Here is a 17,761-nt window from a genome sequence, read left to right on the forward strand (position 1 = left end):
ACATTTAGAGGATACACTCAAAATATCCCGCAAAATACAAGAAATTTTTCTTCTAAACCTAATAAAAACGGCAGTCCAGCTTCGCTCTATAAATAAAGCAAAGCTGGACTGCCATGGATAAAGCTATTGTTCGAAATTCAAATTCGTTTTATTGAGTGGAAGAATCCCCGTTCACAAAACCTGTCTCTGGATCAGGGTTTGTGGATACATTCCCACTCTCACCGCCGGAACCCTCTCCACCGATAGTGGGTTCTGGAGTTGGGATCGGCATTGGTGTTGGCGGTGGCGGGGTGATTTCAGGGATTGTAGTACCACCGTCATTTCCGCCTCCCTCATTGCCGCCTCCGTTATTGCCACCATTTCCATTCTCTCCGTTGTTGCCACCGTCCTCTGGGGTCGGGGTCGGAAGATTAGGATCTATGGTGGGTTCAGGGGTCGGCATTTCATCCTGCACGGATACACTAACCACATTGGAGGGTTCGCTCTCCACTTTTAGCGCAGGGTCATAAGAAGTTACATAATACTCGTAAACCAAACCAGGCAGTGCACTAAAATCGCCTGCGCTGGTAGTCACTGTATTTAACAGTGAGCCAAATTCAGCTTCCGATGTCTCTCTACGATAAATACGATACTCAACGCCGGCAACAGGAACTGCCTCCCAATTGAGATTTACAGTCATCGTAGAAGGATCATATGCTGCTGATAGTCCAGTAACGGTCTGAGCTGTTTCTGGTGTTTCAGTAGGCTCAGGAGCAATCTCGTTATCGAGCTGCGGGAAGGATTTCTTAGGAACATCCTTCAGCGCTTCCTCCATGACCTTACCCCAGAAAGCAGCGGCAAGCGGACTGCTGTTCTTAAGCAGATGCTTTTTACTTGGCTTGTCGTAACCCATCCAGACTGCTGCAGTCCATTCTGGCGTATAGCCTACAAACCATACATCACGGTTCGAGCTGATTCCAGAATATCCACTTTGCGTCGTACCGGTCTTACCGGCAACAGGACGGTCAATCCTAGCTTTTCTACCCGTACCGCTCTCCACGACCTTCTGCATCATCTCAGTCATTTGATAAGCTGTTTCCTTACTCATCACTCGCTCAGGCGTTGTATTCGCTTTGTAGACCGTCTCACCACTGCTGTCAGAGATGGATTTAATGGAATAAGCCTCTCTTAGTTCGCCGCCATTTGCAAAAGCGCTGTAGGCTTGCGCCATTTCCAGCGTATTGGTCCCTTTGCTCATGCCTCCAAGAGCCAGCGAGAGGTTCTTATCCTCATCTTCCAATCCAATGCCTAGTTTCTTGGCAAATTTAAATCCGGTATTCACACCAATTTCATTGAGCAGCCAAACAGCCGGAATATTCTCTGATTTCTGAATGGCATCACTCATGTTGATGCTCTTAGAATATCCGTGCAGGTTGGTTGGACAATAGTTCGCGAAACATTGCTTCTCGTTGCTTAGCGTTGAATTCATGGTGAATTTCCCAGTTTCCAGCGCTGGAGCATAAGAGACAATTGGTTTGAAAGCAGAACCTGGAGAACGACGGCTGCCAGTTACACGACTGTAGCCTTTTTTCTCATAATTCCGTCCGCCAAGGAGTGCGACAATGCTGCCATTCTCCTGATTCACAATCGTCATTGAGCCTTGTACCAGCTCTTCATCTACACTCTTTTCAAAATTATCACTATCTGCAAAAGCATCTTCAACCGTTTCTTGAGCATGCTTATCCATGGTTGTGTAAATTTTGTATCCGCCGATATTCAGATCATCTTCTGACAATCCAAATTTTTCTTCCGCCTCATCTACTGCAAAATCAATAAATGCTTGATAACGCTGTTTCTTTTCTGGCGGCTTATAGTTATAATCTACGGCTTTTGCTTCGTCTCTTTCCTGCTCCGTAATGTACCCTTGCTCATACATAAGCTGAAGCACTACTGCCCGGCGTTCCTTCGAAAGATCAGGGTTACGCAGCGGGTTGTAACGAGACGGGCCTTTTGGCATAGCCGCCAATGTCGCGATTTCCCAAACCTTAAGCTGACTCAAATCACTTTTACCAAAATATCTTACTGATGCTGCTTTAATTCCGTAAATTGTACCCCCGAAGTTAATCCGGTTCAGATACATGGTAATAATCTCTTCTTTAGATTTCTGATTCTCCAGGGCTACGGCAATCGACACCTCAGTTGCTTTACGGAAAAACGTCTTGTCCCGTGTCAGGAAGATGTTTTTGGCGAGCTGTTGAGTAATGGTACTACCGCCCTCTACCATACTTCGTGCGGCTATATCCTTTACTGCTGCCCGGCCAATCGACCATAAATCCACACCAGAATGTTCGAAGAAACGTTTATCCTCTGTGGCTACAAAAGCGTTAACCAATAACGGTGGAATTTCTTCATACTCTACTGGATCACTTTTCTCCAGTGATAATTCGCCGATTAAATTAGCATTGCGGTCATATACCTTAGTCGTTTCATTCACTGTTAGCTTATCCTGGTTCTCAAGCAGAAGCTTTTGACCATTTAGCATAATGAACAGATATCCACCTAATGCACAGAAAATGGCCAATGCCGTAGCGAAGAACAAGCTCCACAGCACACGCTTCTTCGTCAAAAATTTCTTTTTCTTTTTTGGTTTTGATTTTGGTTTTGATTTGGAACTGGACGATCCTCTATCTCTATTGTGATTCGTCCTGGATGTATCGTCTCTAGACATAATGCCTCCTGACTCCCTTTCGGAAATAAACATAAATGGTCTGCCATGAATGAAAAGAACAACCTTCACAGGTTGCTCTCTCACACTCTATTCAAACGATTTATAAACAAGAAAGGTTTCAATTCATTTTTGATAAATGTTATTCTTCACTACTGCTGTCTTGCATCAGTGATACACTACGTTGTGGTGTGAACGTGGAAATCGCGTGTTTATACACCATTTGCTGGCGTCCATCACTGTCAATGACGATTGTAAAATTGTCGAATGCTTTAATTATTCCCCGGATTTGAAAACCGTTGGTCAGATATACCGTAGCAGGGATATTTTCTTTGCGTAGTTGGTTCAAGAATGTATCTTGGATGTTAATGGACTTGTTCATATGACGTACCCCCAATGGTTCAATTAGATTGTTCAGAAGTATATTCAAGACCTGAGAGAAACTTTCCTGCTATTATACCACGTATTTTTGAGAAATTCTCAGAAAAGTTTTGTTCATCTTCGACATCGATCCACTCGATTTCCTTCATGTGGCGAAACCATGACAACTGTCTTTTGGCGAATCGGCGAGTATCGCGTTTAAGCAGTATCACAGCTTCTTCCAGCGTCAGCTCTCCCGCCAGGTAAGCGGCAATTTCCTTGTAACCCAATCCCTGCATGGACACAAGGCTTCTGCTGTAACCGTTATCCAGCAGTCCCTTCACCTCAGCAACGAGACCATCCGCCAGCATGCTATCAATTCGGTCCTCAATACGTTTATATAGTATTTTCCGGTCCATTGTCAAACCTATGAGACATAAGTCATAGGGAGATTCCTTCTTTTGAGCAGCATGAGAAGCGGAAAGTGTAGTGTTTGTCTGGTGTTGAATTTCCAGTGCACGGATAATTCTGCGACGGTCGTTAGGATGAAGTTTGGCTGCGCTGACTGGATCAACCGCCTCGAGTCTGGCATGCAGTGCAAGCGCTCCATGTTCTTCCGCAAATTGATCCTGCTCTTTACGGAAAGCTTCATCAGCCACTGCTTCCGAGAACTGAAAGCCGTAACATAAAGACTCAATATACAGTCCAGTCCCCCCTACGATAAAGGGAAGCTTCCCTCTAGCGCTTATCTCCTCGATGAGTCTAGTGCCCTGCTCTTGAAATTCAGCGGCAGAATACGCATCCTGCGGATCATGAATATCGATCAGGTGATGGGGAATGCCGTTCATTTCGGCGGGTGTAATCTTAGCTGTACCAATATCCATACCACGATAAACCTGCATCGAATCGCCGGAAATAATCTCAGCGTTATAAGCCGCTGCCAGCTCCAGACTTAACCGGGTTTTGCCTACGGCAGTTGGTCCTAACAGCACTAGAACCTTATGCCTTTCTTTAGTTGTCAATGTGTATCACCCCGTACGATGTTTTGGAGTTGCTTCTGAGCAGCTCAGTAAACCCAAGGCGTTCAAATTCGCCACTCAAAGCCTTTTCTTTTAAAAGAACAGTCTTACGGGCAACCCTAACCGCTTCGGCTACACTCTCTGTCGATAAGGCTGCACGGTTAGCGAATTGCCGCAGCGGGGAAATCGAGGCAGAACCCGTCAGTGGCACGCGAAACATAGGATCAAAATAAACAATATCCACACTTCGATCTGGTTGAGACCGTAAATAATCCAAATGTTCACTATGCACGACATTAACTCTGCGTAAAGCCTCATTGACCTTTACTTGCCCAGAGGTGTAATGAGACATCCCTTCACTGAGCAGTGCGTACAGCGGTAATGAGCTCTCCAAAGCGGTTACCTCTGAGGACTCACCACCATGTACAGCAAACAGTAAGGAGTCAGCTCCTAATCCAGCTGTACAATCCAATACGCTATCTCCGGGAAGCATTCGAGCCGCAACAAGCATCGGCTCGATCTCACCCTTTAGAATTCGTTTAGCGCGAACGAAGCCCATGCTCGGATGAAACTCCATAGGCTCCATTCCTAAGCGGTGTAGTCGAACAGCGTCCTGAGATAGAATCAGAATATCCTCATCTCCGTAATGTTCAACCATCCTTGTAATGGAGAGCTTCTCACGTGGAGCATAACTACAACCCGTTCTCTCCGCAAGGCTTTGCGCGCGTTCTACTATTTCCATTATCGGGCTATACCCCGTAGTTATAATCATGGTGCCTCCAGTCTTGCTCTTAACAAATTTCAAAAAATGTATAATTACATAACCCGCTTGAACAATTTCTCTAAATCATAGGATGAAAAAGAGATCACAATCGGCCGTCCATGTGGGCAAGTATACGGTTGTTTGCACTCTGCCAGTCGGGACAACAGAGCCTCCACTTCCTGTTCTGTTAGTTTATGGTTGGCCTTAATCGAGGCTTTACATGAACACAGAATCGATGACTTTTCTCGTAGCTTCGCAAGATCAATCATACGCTCGCTTAAGACCCACTCCGCCATTTCTTCAACGACCGCCTTCTCATCCCCTTCAGGAAACCAATAGGGCAAAGAACGAACAAGAAAGGTCTGTCCGCCAAAGTGCTCAAGGTATACCCCGGCCTGCTGAAACCAATGTAGACGTTCACTAAGCTGACGACTTTCAGAAGGCGTGAACTCCAGTGTAATCGGCAGTAGCAGCTCCTGTGAGGCATCCTCCGGCCGACCAAATTTCTCATAGAAGTATTCGTAATTAATACGTTCATGTGCCGCATGCTGATCGATTAAATAGAGTCCTCCATCATTCTGGGCAATAATATAGGTCCCATGATGCTGGCCTATATAATTAAGCTCAGGAAAGGCTGGAAGTCCAGGCTCTTCTTGTTGTGGTGGAGCCCATAGCTTCTCAACCGAAGGGAGCTGCTTCTGCGCCATTGACGTTTCTTGCGGGCGATAGCTATTGGAATAACTAGTATTCGCATTAGTTTGGCGCCCCTGCGAAGATGAAGACGGATAGCCTGACCCGTAAGCTGGAGCTACCTCGCGAGTCACCTGATGATCCGCCTGACCTTGCTTGCTAAAATCACGGGAATTACGGTCAAGGTTCGATGACTGTAGTCCACTTAAGAAGCTGGCAGATCCCGTGGGGGCTGTATCCTTCTCATCACCATTCGAAGATGACGGCGGAACAGCTCCTTTGGAAAAAGCAAATTGCTCCTGGATAAAGGAGCTGCTGCCCTTGGGTCCGATTGTTTCCTTGCTTGGACGTGGAATCAGACTTTGCCCCAGCAGTATTTTGCGGATCTCCTGCTCAACAAAGGTGTAAAGCTCATTCTCTTTACTGAATCTAACCTCGAGTTTTGCTGGATGTACATTGACATCTACCAAAGAGGGGTGCATATCCAGTTCAATAACTAATAGCGGATAACGGTTAATCGGAAGCAAGGTATGATAAGCACGCATGATTGCTGCGTTCAGACCATTACTGCGAATATAACGTCCACCGACAATAGTAGTGATTGCATTTCGATTGGAACGTGTCCATTCTGGACGACTAATATATCCGGAAATCCGGTAATCCAAGTCTTCTGCCGTAATCGGCAGCATTGCTTTGGCGGCATTGGTTCCGTAAACAGCTGCGATGACCTGCAGCAGATCACCATTTCCGAGCGTATGCAGCAGCTGATTGCCATTATGATGCAAGGTAAAAGAGATCGCCGGATGAGCCAGCGCCATGCGGTACATGGCATCTGAGATATGGCCCAGCTCCGTCTGAATACTCTTCATATATTTCAGCCTTGCCGGCGTATTAAAAAACAATTCACGAACGGCAAGATCACTTCCCCGGCCGGAAGGAGCGTCCTCATTTCGTAAGAGATTGCCACCCTCAATGTCTACTAGGCGCCCTTTGCCGTCATCGGCAGTTGCAGTTAGAAGCGATACCTTGGAGACCGCGGCAATACTGGGAAGTGCCTCTCCGCGGAAGCCTAAGCTTGTGATTTGAAATAGATCGCGGCCATTCAGAATTTTACTTGTAGCATGCCGGTAAAAGGCGGTCTCGCAATCTTCAGGATCAATCCCGGAGCCATTATCTTTAACGCGGATGCTCTGCAAGCCCCCCTCTTCTACCGATACCTCAATTCTTGTACTGCCAGCGTCAATTGCATTCTCGACAAGCTCCTTTACAACAGAAGCTGGCCGCTCTACTACTTCACCCGCAGCTATCTGGTTGGCAATATGCTCGTCCAATATATGAATTTTGGCCATTTCATTCACCTCTTATTTAGGCAATCAATTATTATTAAATCTTTATTGCAGATCCTTAACCTTCATCTTCAGCTCGTTCAACAGACTCATCGCCTGCAGCGGCGTCATATTCATAAGATCAGCGTCACGCACAGAAGAAATAAACTCTTTTAGCGCAGGATTCTCTTGGATTTCAGTTACCGCAACTTGATGTGCACTACCTTTGCGATTCTTGCGTGGTTCTTCCTCACCAAAGATAGACAACTGAACAACCTCATTTTCTACAGGTGCCTCAGTGATGACACTTACGGCTTGCGCTATCGAGGATGCGCTAGCAACTTCTCTTACAGCCGCCTGTCTTTCGAGGCTTCCCCCGTAATGAAGTTCAGAACCACCAGGATGGGCTGCCTGCTCAATGCTCTGCAAGAGACCATAAGCTCGGTCAATAATCCCTTCAGGAAGACCCGCAAGACGTGCACAATAGATGCCATAGCTGCTGTCAGCCGCTCCAGGAACTAGCTTGCGCAGGAAGTTAACTTTATCACCGCTCTCTTGAACAGCCATAGAGTAATTCCGCAGTCCTTTAAGACTTCCTTCCAAATGAGCCAATTCATGAAAATGCGTCGAAACTAGAGCTTTGCAAGAAATAACATCATGTACATATTCAATAACCGCCTGAGCGATGGCCATACCTTCACTGGTCGAGGTACCTCTTCCCAGCTCATCAATAATAATCAAGCTACGAGCTGTTGCTTTCTCTGTCATAACCTGGATATCAGCCATTTCCACCATAAATGTACTTTGTCCACCGATCAAATCATCAGCTGCTCCAATACGAGTGAAAATCCGGTCTATAAGCGGAACTTCAGCACTGTTTGCTGGTACAAAACATCCAATCTGAGCCATGATGCAGATCAGCGCCACCTGACGCATGTAAGTACTTTTTCCCGCCATATTAGGACCTGTAATTAGAAGAATATTACCTTCTTCCTTACTCAGCGTGCTTCCATTTGCAATAAAAGCAGAATCTTTAAGCACCGCCTCCACAACGGGATGACGGCCCCCTTCAAGCCGAAGATCATAACCATCCGAAAGGACTGGCTTCACAAAACGATGTTCGGCACTAACTGCCGCCAAGCATTGATATACATCAATTTCGGCAACCTTTTCCGCAAGATTTTGCAGGCGGGGAATTTGCCCGCTGATGCGATCACGCAGCTCGGTAAAGAGGCTGTATTCCAAATCCGTCATTTTATCCTGAGCTTCAAGAATGAGTGCTTCCTTCTCTTTAAGCTCAGGTGTGACAAAACGCTCTGCGTTGGCAAGCGTCTGCTTACGTTCATATCTTCCTTCCGGCAGTGCAGCCAGATTGGATTTGGTGATCTCTATGAAATAACCGAAGATTTTGTTATAGCCGATCTTCAGTGACTTAATGCCAGTGGCCTGTCTTTCCTTAGCTTCCAGTTCAGCGATCCAACGTTTACCGTTACTGCTAGCTTCCCTAAGCTCGTCCAAACGTTCATGATAACCGGAACGGATAATGCCACCGTCGCGCACTGACACCGGGGCATCCTCGACGATTGCGCGATCAATATCCTCTCGCAGCTCAGCGCATTCATCCATACTTGCACCGATCTCTCGTAAAGTAGCTGAACCGGAGGTCATACATAAATCCTTCAATGCAGGAATTTGTGCCAGCGATAATTTCAGAGCATTCATATCACGGCCATTGGCACTGCCAAAAGCAATACGACCCACCAAACGCTCCAAATCATAAATTTCTTTAAGCGCTAAACGCAGGTCCTCGCGAACGATAAACTGATTGTACAAATAATCGACAGCCTCTAGGCGCCGTTCGATCGGAGCTCGCTGCAATAGCGGCTTATCAATTCTGCGACGCAACAGACGGGCGCCCATCGACGTTTCCGTTCGATCCAGCAGCCAGAGCAGGGATCCTTTTTTGGAGCGTTCGCGAACCGTCTCGGTTAGTTCAAGATTCCGGCGTGTAAATGGATCTAGAATCATATAATTGCCTGGTTCATAAGGAGAAATCTGACTAAGCTGCCCTAACGAACGCCGCTGGGTCTCATTCAGATAAGAGATCAGAAGCGCCAGACATTGTCCACGTTCCTTCTCTAGACGTACCCATGCCGCTTCACCGAACTGACGACGTGCCAGCTCCTCCTCGCGTTTCTCCCAAGGGGTGTAAACTACAGGTTTGGCTAACAGCGGCGTTTCGCTTCGCAGGATCTCCAAAAGTGCAGCGTCTCCGATGATCTCAGCCGGTTCATAAATGCCAATCTCATCACGCAGCCATTCGGCTCCAGATAATACCGAAGTAACATACAGCTCACCAGTTGTTAAATCGCAGGCAGCTAATGCCATCATTCCGTCACTTTCGGTGACGCAAACGAGGTAGTTATTGCTCTTGTCAGCAATGATTTTTCCATCCATCACGGTTCCTGGTGTCACGACGCGTACAATATCCCGCTTCACCATGCCTTTAGTGACTGAAGCATCCTCTAACTGCTCACAAATGGCGACTTTATATCCTTTTTCTATCAGGCGTTGAATATATCCCTCGGCGGCGTGGTAAGGCACTCCACACATAGGGATTTTCTCCTCGCCCCCGCCTTCGCGGCCTGTCAACGTAATCTCAAGCTCCTTGGAAGCCAAAATGGCATCTTCAAAGAACATTTCATAGAAATCGCCCAGTCTAAAAAATAGGAAGGCATCCTTAGCCCCTTCCTTTACCTTTAAATATTGCTCTATCATCGGCGTATATTGTGCCATGGTCAACCTCCATGCCTATTTAATGCTGTCCCCCATTATAACAGAAAATTGATGGACAAAGTTACCCTGAAACCTCACATTAGTACAACGAAAGACTAGAATACTTAACAGACAAACACTTACATGAGGTATATTCTTCTGCTTTTAAATATTGTAAAATCTTAACACAGAGCGTCAGCCCATATAAAAATCAAAGGAGAATACAATATGATACGAAAGCTAACGAAGGATGATCAAGAGCTGCTGATGGCATTGCTGCGGAAAGAGCCGGCGCTTAATTTATTTATCATTGGCGATGTGGAGAATTTTGGGTTTGAGCAGGATTTCATGGATTTATGGGGAGAGATTGACCCAGCCGACGGGCGGATAAAAGCCGTTCTGCTGCGCTTCTATAGAAGTTACCTTCCTTATGCAGATGGCCCTTTTGATGTCGAGGGGTTCGCTGAGATTATCCGAAAGGATAATGACATACATATGATCTCCGGAGCCTCAGAGGTGGTGAAGGCTTTTGACGGGGAAATTAATTTCAAACAAGTAAAACAGCTGTATTTTGCTGAATTAAAAGAAATGAACAATAAAATAAGTGAGTCCTTCTCTTCAGCTGAGCCTATTAAAAAAGCTACGGTTCAGGATGTAGAAGCGATTTGCGCACTCACGGATACCATTGAAGAATTTGAAAGCAGCCGGAATGGTTCAAGAACCAGCCTGCGTAAAACGCTGGAAAGCAACACCGGCCGCACCTATTATATAGAACGGGAAGATAAGGTCATTGTCACCGCTTCAACTTCAGCGGAAAATTCCATGTCAGCGATGATTGTAGGGGTTGCCACACATCAAGCATTCAGAGAGCAAGGCCTTGCTTCGCGCGTAATGGCACAGCTATGTGCAGACCTGCTCTATGAAGGAAAGTCATTGTGCCTCTTTTATGACAACCCACATGCCGGAGTTATTTATAAACGACTTGGTTTTCAAGATATCGGTTCATGGACCATTGTTAACATGTAGACCAAATAGTAAAATCACACTTTTACTTTGCTGCACCATAACTCACGTATATCCCGTGATTCATCCCACGTCCGTTCAGCGGCAATATAGTCGAATAAAGGCTCGATATAGGGGGCGGCAATCTCGTAGCCGCCTAGGGAACGCAGCTGCGCCAGCAATGGGGGGATTGCGACGCGCAGCGGAGATTTATCGCCGCTGTAGTAGGCGATATGCAGGTCTTCCCGGTCGAGCGGGCGTTGCGTCAGGTCCTCATAATGGCTCACGATTAGGTGAGCCAGATAGACCGCGCCTTTAGCGATGACCGGGGATACCAGGAAGCTCGGCAAGGTCCGGTACTCGAAGCCGCCATGCGGCTGAGTCCGGAAATCGCCGAGCACGCCGTATCGGGGACGACGCGCCCCTGCGCGGACGTCTTCGAGCAGAAGCATGGGCAGCGCGAGATAGTTATCGAGCGCGCGCAGCAGCGGCGCCGTCAGCGTCACGCCGCTGAAGTGCAGATGGCCGCCGAGGGCCCAGCCCGTCAGCGGCATGCCTCCCGCCCGCCAGCGCAGCGAGCGGTCGGCGATGAGCCGGTCCGCCAGCGCCGCGGCGGACATCAGCTGCGCCAGCAGTGCGCGCGGTTCCCCGCGCGGCTGAGGGCGCAGCTCGGCGACCGGGAACGCGCCGCGCGTTCCCGGAGGTCCGGCGTCGCAGCCAGCGACGCCGTCCGTGGGCAGGTACCGCGACGCAGGCACGACGCGGCCGGTGGATTCCCGGAGGATGATAAACTCCGGGTCCATGCCCATCAGCAGGCCGCTGCGGTCCGGCTGCTCCAGAGCCAGCTTTCGTTCCAGCGCTAGCGCTGCGGACCGATAAGGCTCGGGCAATCGTTGCCCGGAGGTCTTTACTAGTGGAGTGACTCCCTCCACCACATACCTCCGGTTCCCCATTGCCCTCAGCAGGACCTCACCGCTATCCAGCCCCAAGCTGTACAGCGTGCGGACAGCAATCCGCTGGAGCAATTTCATCACCCCGCGAAGCTCTCCCCGCACTCGGCCTCCCGTGGTATTGCTCTCGGCATTAGCAATCCTCACAGCTTCGCTGTAATTATCGGCGGCCGCACGCATTCCAAGACCTGCACCAAGCAAAGAGATGTGGAGGACAGTCAAATGATAAACCAATATCTTATAACACTGCCTGTGGCCCTTCTCAGTAGCATCTGAAGCATATGTATCGACAAACCGTTTTCCAGAGGGCGTCAGCGTTGCTTCAACCCCGCTTCTAAGCAATCTGGACTCTCTCTCTGCCACAGACAATTCTGAATACACCTTAAGACCTTCATTCATACTCTTTAGCGCCTCCATCCGAGCGTGAACCTTTTTTCATCCTAAAAATAAATAAAAAAAAGGAGGGCATTCGCCCTCTACGCCGCCGCACTCCCTACATATAATGGACCATAACCCATTGATACTCAGTTAACGGCGGCGTATCCTTCCTTACAGCTCATCATCCAGATTGTCAGGGTCCAGATCATCGTAATCGAAGCTATCACCTTCAAAATCATAATCCTTGTCTTCTGGATCATCACTTTGCTCAGTGACATACACACGGACTTTGGTCTCAGCCACCAACTCCACTTCGAATTCGCGCTCTACGCGAAGTGTCACACTGCCTCCGCCTGGCGATACGCCCGCTTCTACACAATTGGGTTCCTGCGTTGCCTCCGCAGAGACCTCAACTGTTGAAGTGCGGTGTCTCGTGTCCAGGTAGGAAAGCGGAATGAGCTCCACATAAGAGACTGTTTCCTTTGCTACCTCGGTCTGCTTGTTCTTGTCGTACGAGTACCAGATGTTTACATCATAAGTACCAATTACTTCGATTCCGTTCCCGGCGGCAACCGCTTCGTATTGGTGGTTGATAATCCAAGCCCCCAAAATACTAGTCGGATGATGTGGCGGAGTCACGGTATGGGTTGCTGTAGAGAACTTACGACCTTTGCCGCAAATTGCCTTCGTAATGATCTCCCTTGTTTGACGTTTATGGCTTAATGACATCTTTGAACCTCCTCCATACAATCATTCACTATCAAGTGTATGCAGGTTCTAGGCATTTGTTGATTGTTAGACTATAAATAAATTTGAGTAAGCCCTCAAGAAGGCTTTTTCAGGAGACTCATAGTTCATTTTATTTCAAAATTTGTACATATATGAGTAGATTCCAAAAATGGTCCAACCTGTTCCGGAGCCATTCCTAACCCCTCAAAAAACCTTAAAACACCAGCTATTGCGGGATTACCCGCACAATTCCAAGTGATCTATGTTTGCTTAAGTCAATAAAATCCTCATCAATATTCACCAGTGGCCGCAAAGGGTCTGTAGCAAGAATCATAACAATTTTTCCTTTTCGCCCATCTGTCAATTCCACTTCGTTCCCTAGCATTGACTGCATTAACTTATTAATAAACACTCTGCAAATATAAGGGTCGAGCTTACCGAACACGCTCTCCTCCATTTGCAGTAATACTTCGTATAAAGGAGCCGCTTTACGATAAAATCGGTCGGAAGTCATCGCGTGAAACACATCAGCCACAGCAACGATTTTACTGAAATCAGTAATCCGGTTCCCAAGCACACCAAATGGATAACCACTGCCGTCCATTCTTTCATGATGCTGTAAGGCTACTAGCGCTTGAGTATGGTTTGTGCCTACCGTATCCCTGATCATCTCATACCCAAAGGTCGTATGCTTTTTCATCAGCTGAAACTCTTCGTCGGATAATGGACCGGGCTTGGTTAATATGTCATCCGGGATTCTCATTTTACCGATATCATGAAGAGTTGCTGCAATGGTCAACATGCTCAAATCCTCAGACTTTAGCTTCAGCCATTTGCCTAGCAGGGTAGATATTATGCCCACAGCTACATTATGTCTGTATGTATAATCATCTTTGGTCTGCAAAGCAGCCAATACTCCGTAGAAGTCATTCTTTTCGCTTACCTGCTGGATAAACGGAATCACTTCATTTCTAACTTCCAGCATAGGAATTCTTTTATTTTTGTTATGACGAATCTGTTCAAAAATATTCTCAATCGCAGCTGTACAATCATCAATTGCAAGCTGGAAAAATTCCGCGCTATCCAGCTGGACGACGTCATGAGATTCCAGAGTGATCTTATGTTGACGAATTAATCTAATATGTTCAGCACTCAATAAAGTCAATGCGGGTAAAACAAATACTCCTTTGTCATTAAAGAGGTTAGCTACAAGTTGTTTTCCGATAAATGATTCCATATCTTTGTCCATACGCCTCACCTGCCAATGCGGAAAATTCGTATATGAATTTCCTGCTTGAATTTGAACTCACCCTATAATTGTTAATCTCTTTCGAAGATCAACTTTTAGTTCATACATATTTTATCGTGATTTCAGGGGCGAATGTTAATACTTCACTTTATTAAAGCCTAATTTTAAGCTTTTTTCCGGGTGAGTAAACGTTTCTCAGGCTTATAGCTGACCGGTATTTTATGGCGTTTCGCAATTTTTAAATACAGTGCCAATTCTCTGCAAAGCTGCAGAATCGCTGATCGCACTTCAAATTCCTCACGTGTCTCTGGCAAATCCATGCTTTCAAACTCATGTTCAAGCTCTTCCAGCAAATGTTCCGTGCGGCCTGTATATTCTTCAGCCAAAACATCTCCGCTAAGCTGGTCGAACAATTCAGCTACCATCTCTCCATGCGGTAAATGGCGATATACTTGAGAAATCAGCTGCATCATACTTTGTATCGATTCCAGCTGCTCCTTACGCATATAGAAATAGACATTCCAAGCTTCATCAGGATGAATTACATGATTCTCCATCTCGCGAGTAGCTGCTGTCAGTCCCCGCTGCACTGCATTATCCGCATCAATTAATTCTTTGCCATCCCACATATACGCAGGCTCACGCAAAGTACGGGCCATTTGAGTAAAAATAACTGAAAAGTATCGATCCACTTCCTTGCGGATTCCATAAATAACTCCCCCAGTCTGTGGCATGTAAATTAAGTTGACCACCCCCGCTGAACCGAGACCTATGGCCAGTAGCTCTACTTGCTGCAACAACACATGTAGCGATAACTCAGCTTGTCCAAACACACGAAACACAATAACAGAGCTAGTGACAATCCCTTCCTTGTAGCCGGACTTCACAATCATTGGAAAGCCAACAAGAACGTACAGTCCAAGTACCCAGTAATGAAACCCTAATATCCAAAATAAAATACACCCAAAAAAGAGTCCCACGAGCGAGGCCAAAAAACGCGCCGTTATCGTCCGGAAACTCCTTTTCAAGGTAACCTCCACACCCAGAATGGCTAAAAGCCCTGCACTTTGTGCATTGGGTATGCCTACTGCAGACGCGAGAAGAACGGACATTAACGTCGCAGCAGCTGTTTTAATCACACGAAATCCCATAACCCTATCTCTCCTTAAAAGCACTAACCGTTAATAGGTAAAGATATAGACATGTTACAAGATTTTGTGAACGGACACAACGTTACATTAGACTTACCGCCGGTATAACAAGCGCTTCTCCAGATACACTACCAGTTGATACATTGCCGTTGCTACGGCTGCAATAATCAGCAGACTGGACATCACAAGCGTGAAATTAAACACCTGGAATCCATATATGATCAGGTACCCAAGACCGGATTTTGCTACTAGAAACTCTCCTACGATAACCCCGACCCATGACATTCCCACATTCACCTTTAGGGTAGAGACCACCGTTGGAAAAGATGCCGGAAGAATCACTTTAAAAAACACCTGAACTTTAGAAGCTCCAAAAGAGCGGACCACCTTCACCAGATTAGGATCCACACTGCAAAAGCTATTGTAAACAACAAGTGTAGTAATAATCACCGTAATCGATAAGGTTGTCACAACGATAGCGGTGAAACCCGCCCCGAACATTACGATAAAAATCGGCCCCAAGGCCACCTTCGGCATACTGTTAAAGACAACCATAAACGGATCAAGCACCGCTGATAAAAACGGAGACCACCAAATAATCACTGCCAGCAGCGTTCCTAACAAGGTTCCCAGAACAAAGCCTACCGCAGTCTCTCCTACCGTCATCCCCAAATGAGGCCACAAGCTTCCACTGATCATATCCTGCCAAATCTGTTTGAAGATTTTTGTCGGGTAGCTGAACAATAACTCATCAATCCAGCCCATTCTTGCTCCCGCTTCCCACAACACAAAGAACAGCAGCAACAGACTGCTTCTTACAGCAATAACCTGATTACGCCGGCGCTGTTTAGTTTTTTTGAAATCCACATGCATTTGCTGCAGCCACAGTTCACGGGAAGCTAAGACACCCGCTTGCTCTGTTCGTTTCATTAGCTTTCCCTCCCTGCGATCTCCATCTCTGTCCATACTTCATGAAAAAGCTCCGCAAACCCTGGCTGATCACGCGCATACAGCGGTGGGGCTGAGCGGATTAGCTCCGGAACAGGAAAAACTTTACGAATCTTCCCTGGATTTCGCTGCAATAAAATAACCCTACTGCTGACCGCAATCGCTTCTGACAGATCATGCGTGACCAAAATAGCCGTGGTTCCCCGGCTGCGTAAGGTCTCTGAGACTAAATCTTCCAGCTGAAGTTTGATCTGATAATCAAGTGCCGAGAACGGCTCGTCTAACAGCAGCAGTCCTGGATTGGTAGCTAATGTTCGTACAAGAGCCACCCGTTGCCGCATCCCTCCGGATAACTGAGAAGGATAGGCCTGTTCTTTCCCTTCTAGTCCCATCTCGCGCAGCAGCTCCAAAGTCCGTTTATGGCTCTCCTCGTTTAAGCTTCCGGTCAGCTCCAGTCCAAGCACGGCATTGTCAAGAATACTCCGCCAAGGAAAAAGATAATCCTGCTGCAGCATATATCCAACCTCAGGTGAAGGGCCTAGAATGGGTTGGCCATTTACGAATACTTCACCCTCAGAGGGCTGCAGCAGTCCGGCAATAATCGATAGGAGAGTCGTCTTACCACAGCCACTTGGGCCTACTAAGCTGACGAATTCTCCTTGCTCGACATTAAGATTTAGATCCTCAACGGCCAGTGAAGCTTCCCGATCGCCGAGATAGGCATGCGTTACTCCCTTTAATTGCACTACTGGAAGCAAGGTCATCCCCTCCTTATAGTTAACAAAATCCATTTAGGATCTTATCTCTCTTATTTAGAGCTACTGCTCTTTATAGTCTTTTCAGCTTTTTCAGCAAAAGTATTATTCACGATCTTTTCTGCTGGAACACGTTCTTTAAGTTCACCTGCGTTGTCCATAACATCTAGCAGATTATTCCATTCTTCATTATCAACAACCGGATTAATGGCGTAGGTGTCCTGTTCCTTGTAGCGTTTTACAGCAGAAATCACAATGTCACGATCCGTTTTATCAAAATAAGTTATTATGGCATCCGTAATTTCTTCAGGACTATGTTCCTTCACCCAAAGCTGAGCACGCTGGATGGCATTAGTGAACTTTTGCACGGTGTCTCCATTTTTGCTAATGTAGCTGTTTTTTGACATGAATACCGTATAAGGTAAATAACCGCTCTCCACCCCAAACGATGCCACTACAGCTCCCCGGTCTTCTCGTTCGAAGATAGAGGCCTGCGGCTCAAACAGCTGCACATAATCCCCAGTACCTGAAGCAAATGCACCGGCAATATTAGCAAAATCGATATTTTGGATCAAGGTAATATCCTTCGCAGGATCAATTCCCTTTTTAGATAAAGTAAACGCGCCTGCCATTTGTGGCATTCCGCCTTTTCTTTGGGGTAAGGTATACTTAGAAATACCATATCAACGAAAGAAAGACCACCTGTTGAAGGTGGTCTTAAATCTATAAGGCCCTGTGTTTTTTTCCAGTAGTTGCCCACATTATACGAGCGAGAAGTTTGTTTCGTTCAGGCTGACTTAATTTGGTGAATGCTTCCTCCATGCTATTGAAAACGACATTCCCTTCATCATCAACAAACCTCATTGTAACAGTCAATTTTTTCTCTTCTTTTATTTTATTCACAGGCACCACCTTCCTATTAAAGGCTATGCTCAAATGGATGTCCCTCTTTACCAACAATTA

General features: G+C 46.7%; 14 protein-coding genes and 1 pseudogene. 1 reads left to right on the forward strand and 14 read right to left on the reverse strand.

Annotation, left to right across the window (positions count from 1 at the left end; genetic code table 11):
• Nucleotides 1–148 precede the first annotated feature (148 nt).
• The 6 genes from NYE58_RS20940 to mutS all read right to left on the reverse strand — a co-directional run bounded on the left by NYE58_RS20940 (nt 149) and on the right by mutS (nt 9,657).
• Nucleotides 149–2,707 (reverse strand): transglycosylase domain-containing protein, encoded by a 2,559-nt coding sequence (locus tag NYE58_RS20940; protein ID WP_076218629.1) that lies wholly within the window; start codon nt 2,705–2,707, stop codon nt 149–151.
• 139 nt (nt 2,708–2,846) lie between these two features.
• Nucleotides 2,847–3,086, reverse strand: coding sequence for an RNA chaperone Hfq (hfq, locus tag NYE58_RS20945; RefSeq protein WP_036687741.1), 240 nt, complete (start codon nt 3,084–3,086; stop codon nt 2,847–2,849).
• A gap of 19 nt (nt 3,087–3,105) precedes the next feature.
• Entirely contained in the window at nt 3,106–4,086 is a 981-nt protein-coding gene (gene miaA, locus NYE58_RS20950; protein WP_341002965.1) for a tRNA (adenosine(37)-N6)-dimethylallyltransferase MiaA, read from the reverse strand.
• The gene (locus NYE58_RS20955; RefSeq protein WP_305953964.1) at nt 4,076–4,888 is read right to left on the reverse strand and encodes a class I SAM-dependent methyltransferase; all 813 of its coding nucleotides are present in this window, start codon (nt 4,886–4,888) and stop codon (nt 4,076–4,078) included. Before NYE58_RS20955 ends, miaA begins: the two co-directional genes overlap by 11 nt.
• 11 nt (nt 4,889–4,899) lie before the next feature.
• Nucleotides 4,900–6,885, reverse strand: a complete 1,986-nt coding sequence (gene mutL, locus NYE58_RS20960) for a DNA mismatch repair endonuclease MutL (RefSeq protein ID WP_076277323.1) — start codon at nt 6,883–6,885, stop codon at nt 4,900–4,902.
• A gap of 42 nt (nt 6,886–6,927) precedes the next feature.
• A complete protein-coding gene (gene mutS / locus NYE58_RS20965) occupies nt 6,928–9,657 on the reverse strand; it encodes a DNA mismatch repair protein MutS (RefSeq protein WP_076184448.1) in 2,730 nt (909 codons plus the stop codon).
• Between the two features lie 207 nt (nt 9,658–9,864).
• Between mutS and NYE58_RS20970 the strand changes: the two genes are divergently transcribed.
• Nucleotides 9,865–10,662: a GNAT family N-acetyltransferase gene (locus NYE58_RS20970; protein ID WP_076277322.1), complete on the forward strand. Its 798-nt coding sequence runs from the start codon at nt 9,865–9,867 to the stop codon at nt 10,660–10,662.
• A 14-nt stretch (nt 10,663–10,676) separates the two neighbouring features.
• On the opposite strand, the gene NYE58_RS20975 is transcribed toward NYE58_RS20970, so the two are convergent.
• The 8 genes and pseudogenes from NYE58_RS20975 to NYE58_RS21010 form a co-directional block, all read right to left on the reverse strand.
• Nucleotides 10,677–11,987 carry a putative amidoligase domain-containing protein gene (locus tag NYE58_RS20975; protein ID WP_341002967.1) on the reverse strand — a complete coding sequence of 437 codons (1,311 nt, stop codon included), beginning with the start codon at nt 11,985–11,987 and terminating at the stop codon, nt 10,677–10,679.
• A gap of 150 nt (nt 11,988–12,137) precedes the next feature.
• Nucleotides 12,138–12,695 carry an outer spore coat protein CotE gene (locus NYE58_RS20980; RefSeq protein WP_036687755.1) on the reverse strand — a complete coding sequence of 186 codons (558 nt, stop codon included), beginning with the start codon at nt 12,693–12,695 and terminating at the stop codon, nt 12,138–12,140.
• Nucleotides 12,696–12,921: 226 nt separating this feature from the next.
• Nucleotides 12,922–13,944 carry an HD-GYP domain-containing protein gene (locus NYE58_RS20985; RefSeq protein WP_051491532.1) on the reverse strand — a complete coding sequence of 341 codons (1,023 nt, stop codon included), beginning with the start codon at nt 13,942–13,944 and terminating at the stop codon, nt 12,922–12,924.
• 164 nt (nt 13,945–14,108) lie between these two features.
• Nucleotides 14,109–15,095: an aromatic acid exporter family protein gene (locus NYE58_RS20990; protein ID WP_076128366.1), complete on the reverse strand. Its 987-nt coding sequence runs from the start codon at nt 15,093–15,095 to the stop codon at nt 14,109–14,111.
• A gap of 93 nt (nt 15,096–15,188) precedes the next feature.
• Entirely contained in the window at nt 15,189–16,025 is an 837-nt protein-coding gene (locus NYE58_RS20995) for an ABC transporter permease (RefSeq protein ID WP_076128364.1), read from the reverse strand.
• Complete coding sequence (locus NYE58_RS21000) at nt 16,025–16,801, reverse strand: ABC transporter ATP-binding protein (RefSeq protein WP_076142119.1); 777 nt, start codon at nt 16,799–16,801, stop codon at nt 16,025–16,027. The genes NYE58_RS20995 and NYE58_RS21000 overlap by 1 nt, the downstream gene beginning before the upstream one ends.
• Before the next feature lie 50 nt (nt 16,802–16,851).
• Nucleotides 16,852–17,460: pseudogene (locus NYE58_RS21005) on the reverse strand (ABC transporter substrate-binding protein); the annotation flags it as partial.
• A 61-nt stretch (nt 17,461–17,521) separates the two neighbouring features.
• Nucleotides 17,522–17,701, reverse strand: a complete 180-nt coding sequence (locus tag NYE58_RS21010) for a hypothetical protein (RefSeq protein ID WP_143761934.1) — start codon at nt 17,699–17,701, stop codon at nt 17,522–17,524.
• Nucleotides 17,702–17,761: the final 60 nt, after the last annotated feature.

Origin of the sequence: Paenibacillus sp. FSL L8-0708, assembly GCF_038009325.1 — a bacterium.
GTDB classification, from domain to species: domain Bacteria; phylum Bacillota; class Bacilli; order Paenibacillales; family Paenibacillaceae; genus Paenibacillus_AQ; species Paenibacillus_AQ odorifer.

What these genes read in the sequence shown, in the direction of transcription:
- mutS (WP_076184448.1), bottom strand. Translation starts at nt 9,657, where the DNA reads ATGGCACAATATACGCCGATGATAGAGCAATATTTAAAGGTAAAGGAA.
- mutL (WP_076277323.1), bottom strand. Translation starts at nt 6,885, where the DNA reads ATGGCCAAAATTCATATATTGGACGAGCATATTGCCAACCAGATAGCT.
- NYE58_RS20980 (WP_036687755.1), bottom strand. Translation starts at nt 12,695, where the DNA reads ATGTCATTAAGCCATAAACGTCAAACAAGGGAGATCATTACGAAGGCA.
- NYE58_RS20975 (WP_341002967.1), bottom strand. Translation starts at nt 11,987, where the DNA reads ATGAATGAAGGTCTTAAGGTGTATTCAGAATTGTCTGTGGCAGAGAGA.
- NYE58_RS20995 (WP_076128364.1), bottom strand. Translation starts at nt 16,025, where the DNA reads ATGAAACGAACAGAGCAAGCGGGTGTCTTAGCTTCCCGTGAACTGTGG.
- NYE58_RS20985 (WP_051491532.1), bottom strand. Translation starts at nt 13,944, where the DNA reads ATGGACAAAGATATGGAATCATTTATCGGAAAACAACTTGTAGCTAAC.
- hfq (WP_036687741.1), bottom strand. Translation starts at nt 3,086, where the DNA reads ATGAACAAGTCCATTAACATCCAAGATACATTCTTGAACCAACTACGC.
- NYE58_RS20970 (WP_076277322.1), top strand. Translation starts at nt 9,865, where the DNA reads ATGATACGAAAGCTAACGAAGGATGATCAAGAGCTGCTGATGGCATTG.
- NYE58_RS20940 (WP_076218629.1), bottom strand. Translation starts at nt 2,707, where the DNA reads ATGTCTAGAGACGATACATCCAGGACGAATCACAATAGAGATAGAGGA.
- NYE58_RS20990 (WP_076128366.1), bottom strand. Translation starts at nt 15,095, where the DNA reads ATGGGATTTCGTGTGATTAAAACAGCTGCTGCGACGTTAATGTCCGTT.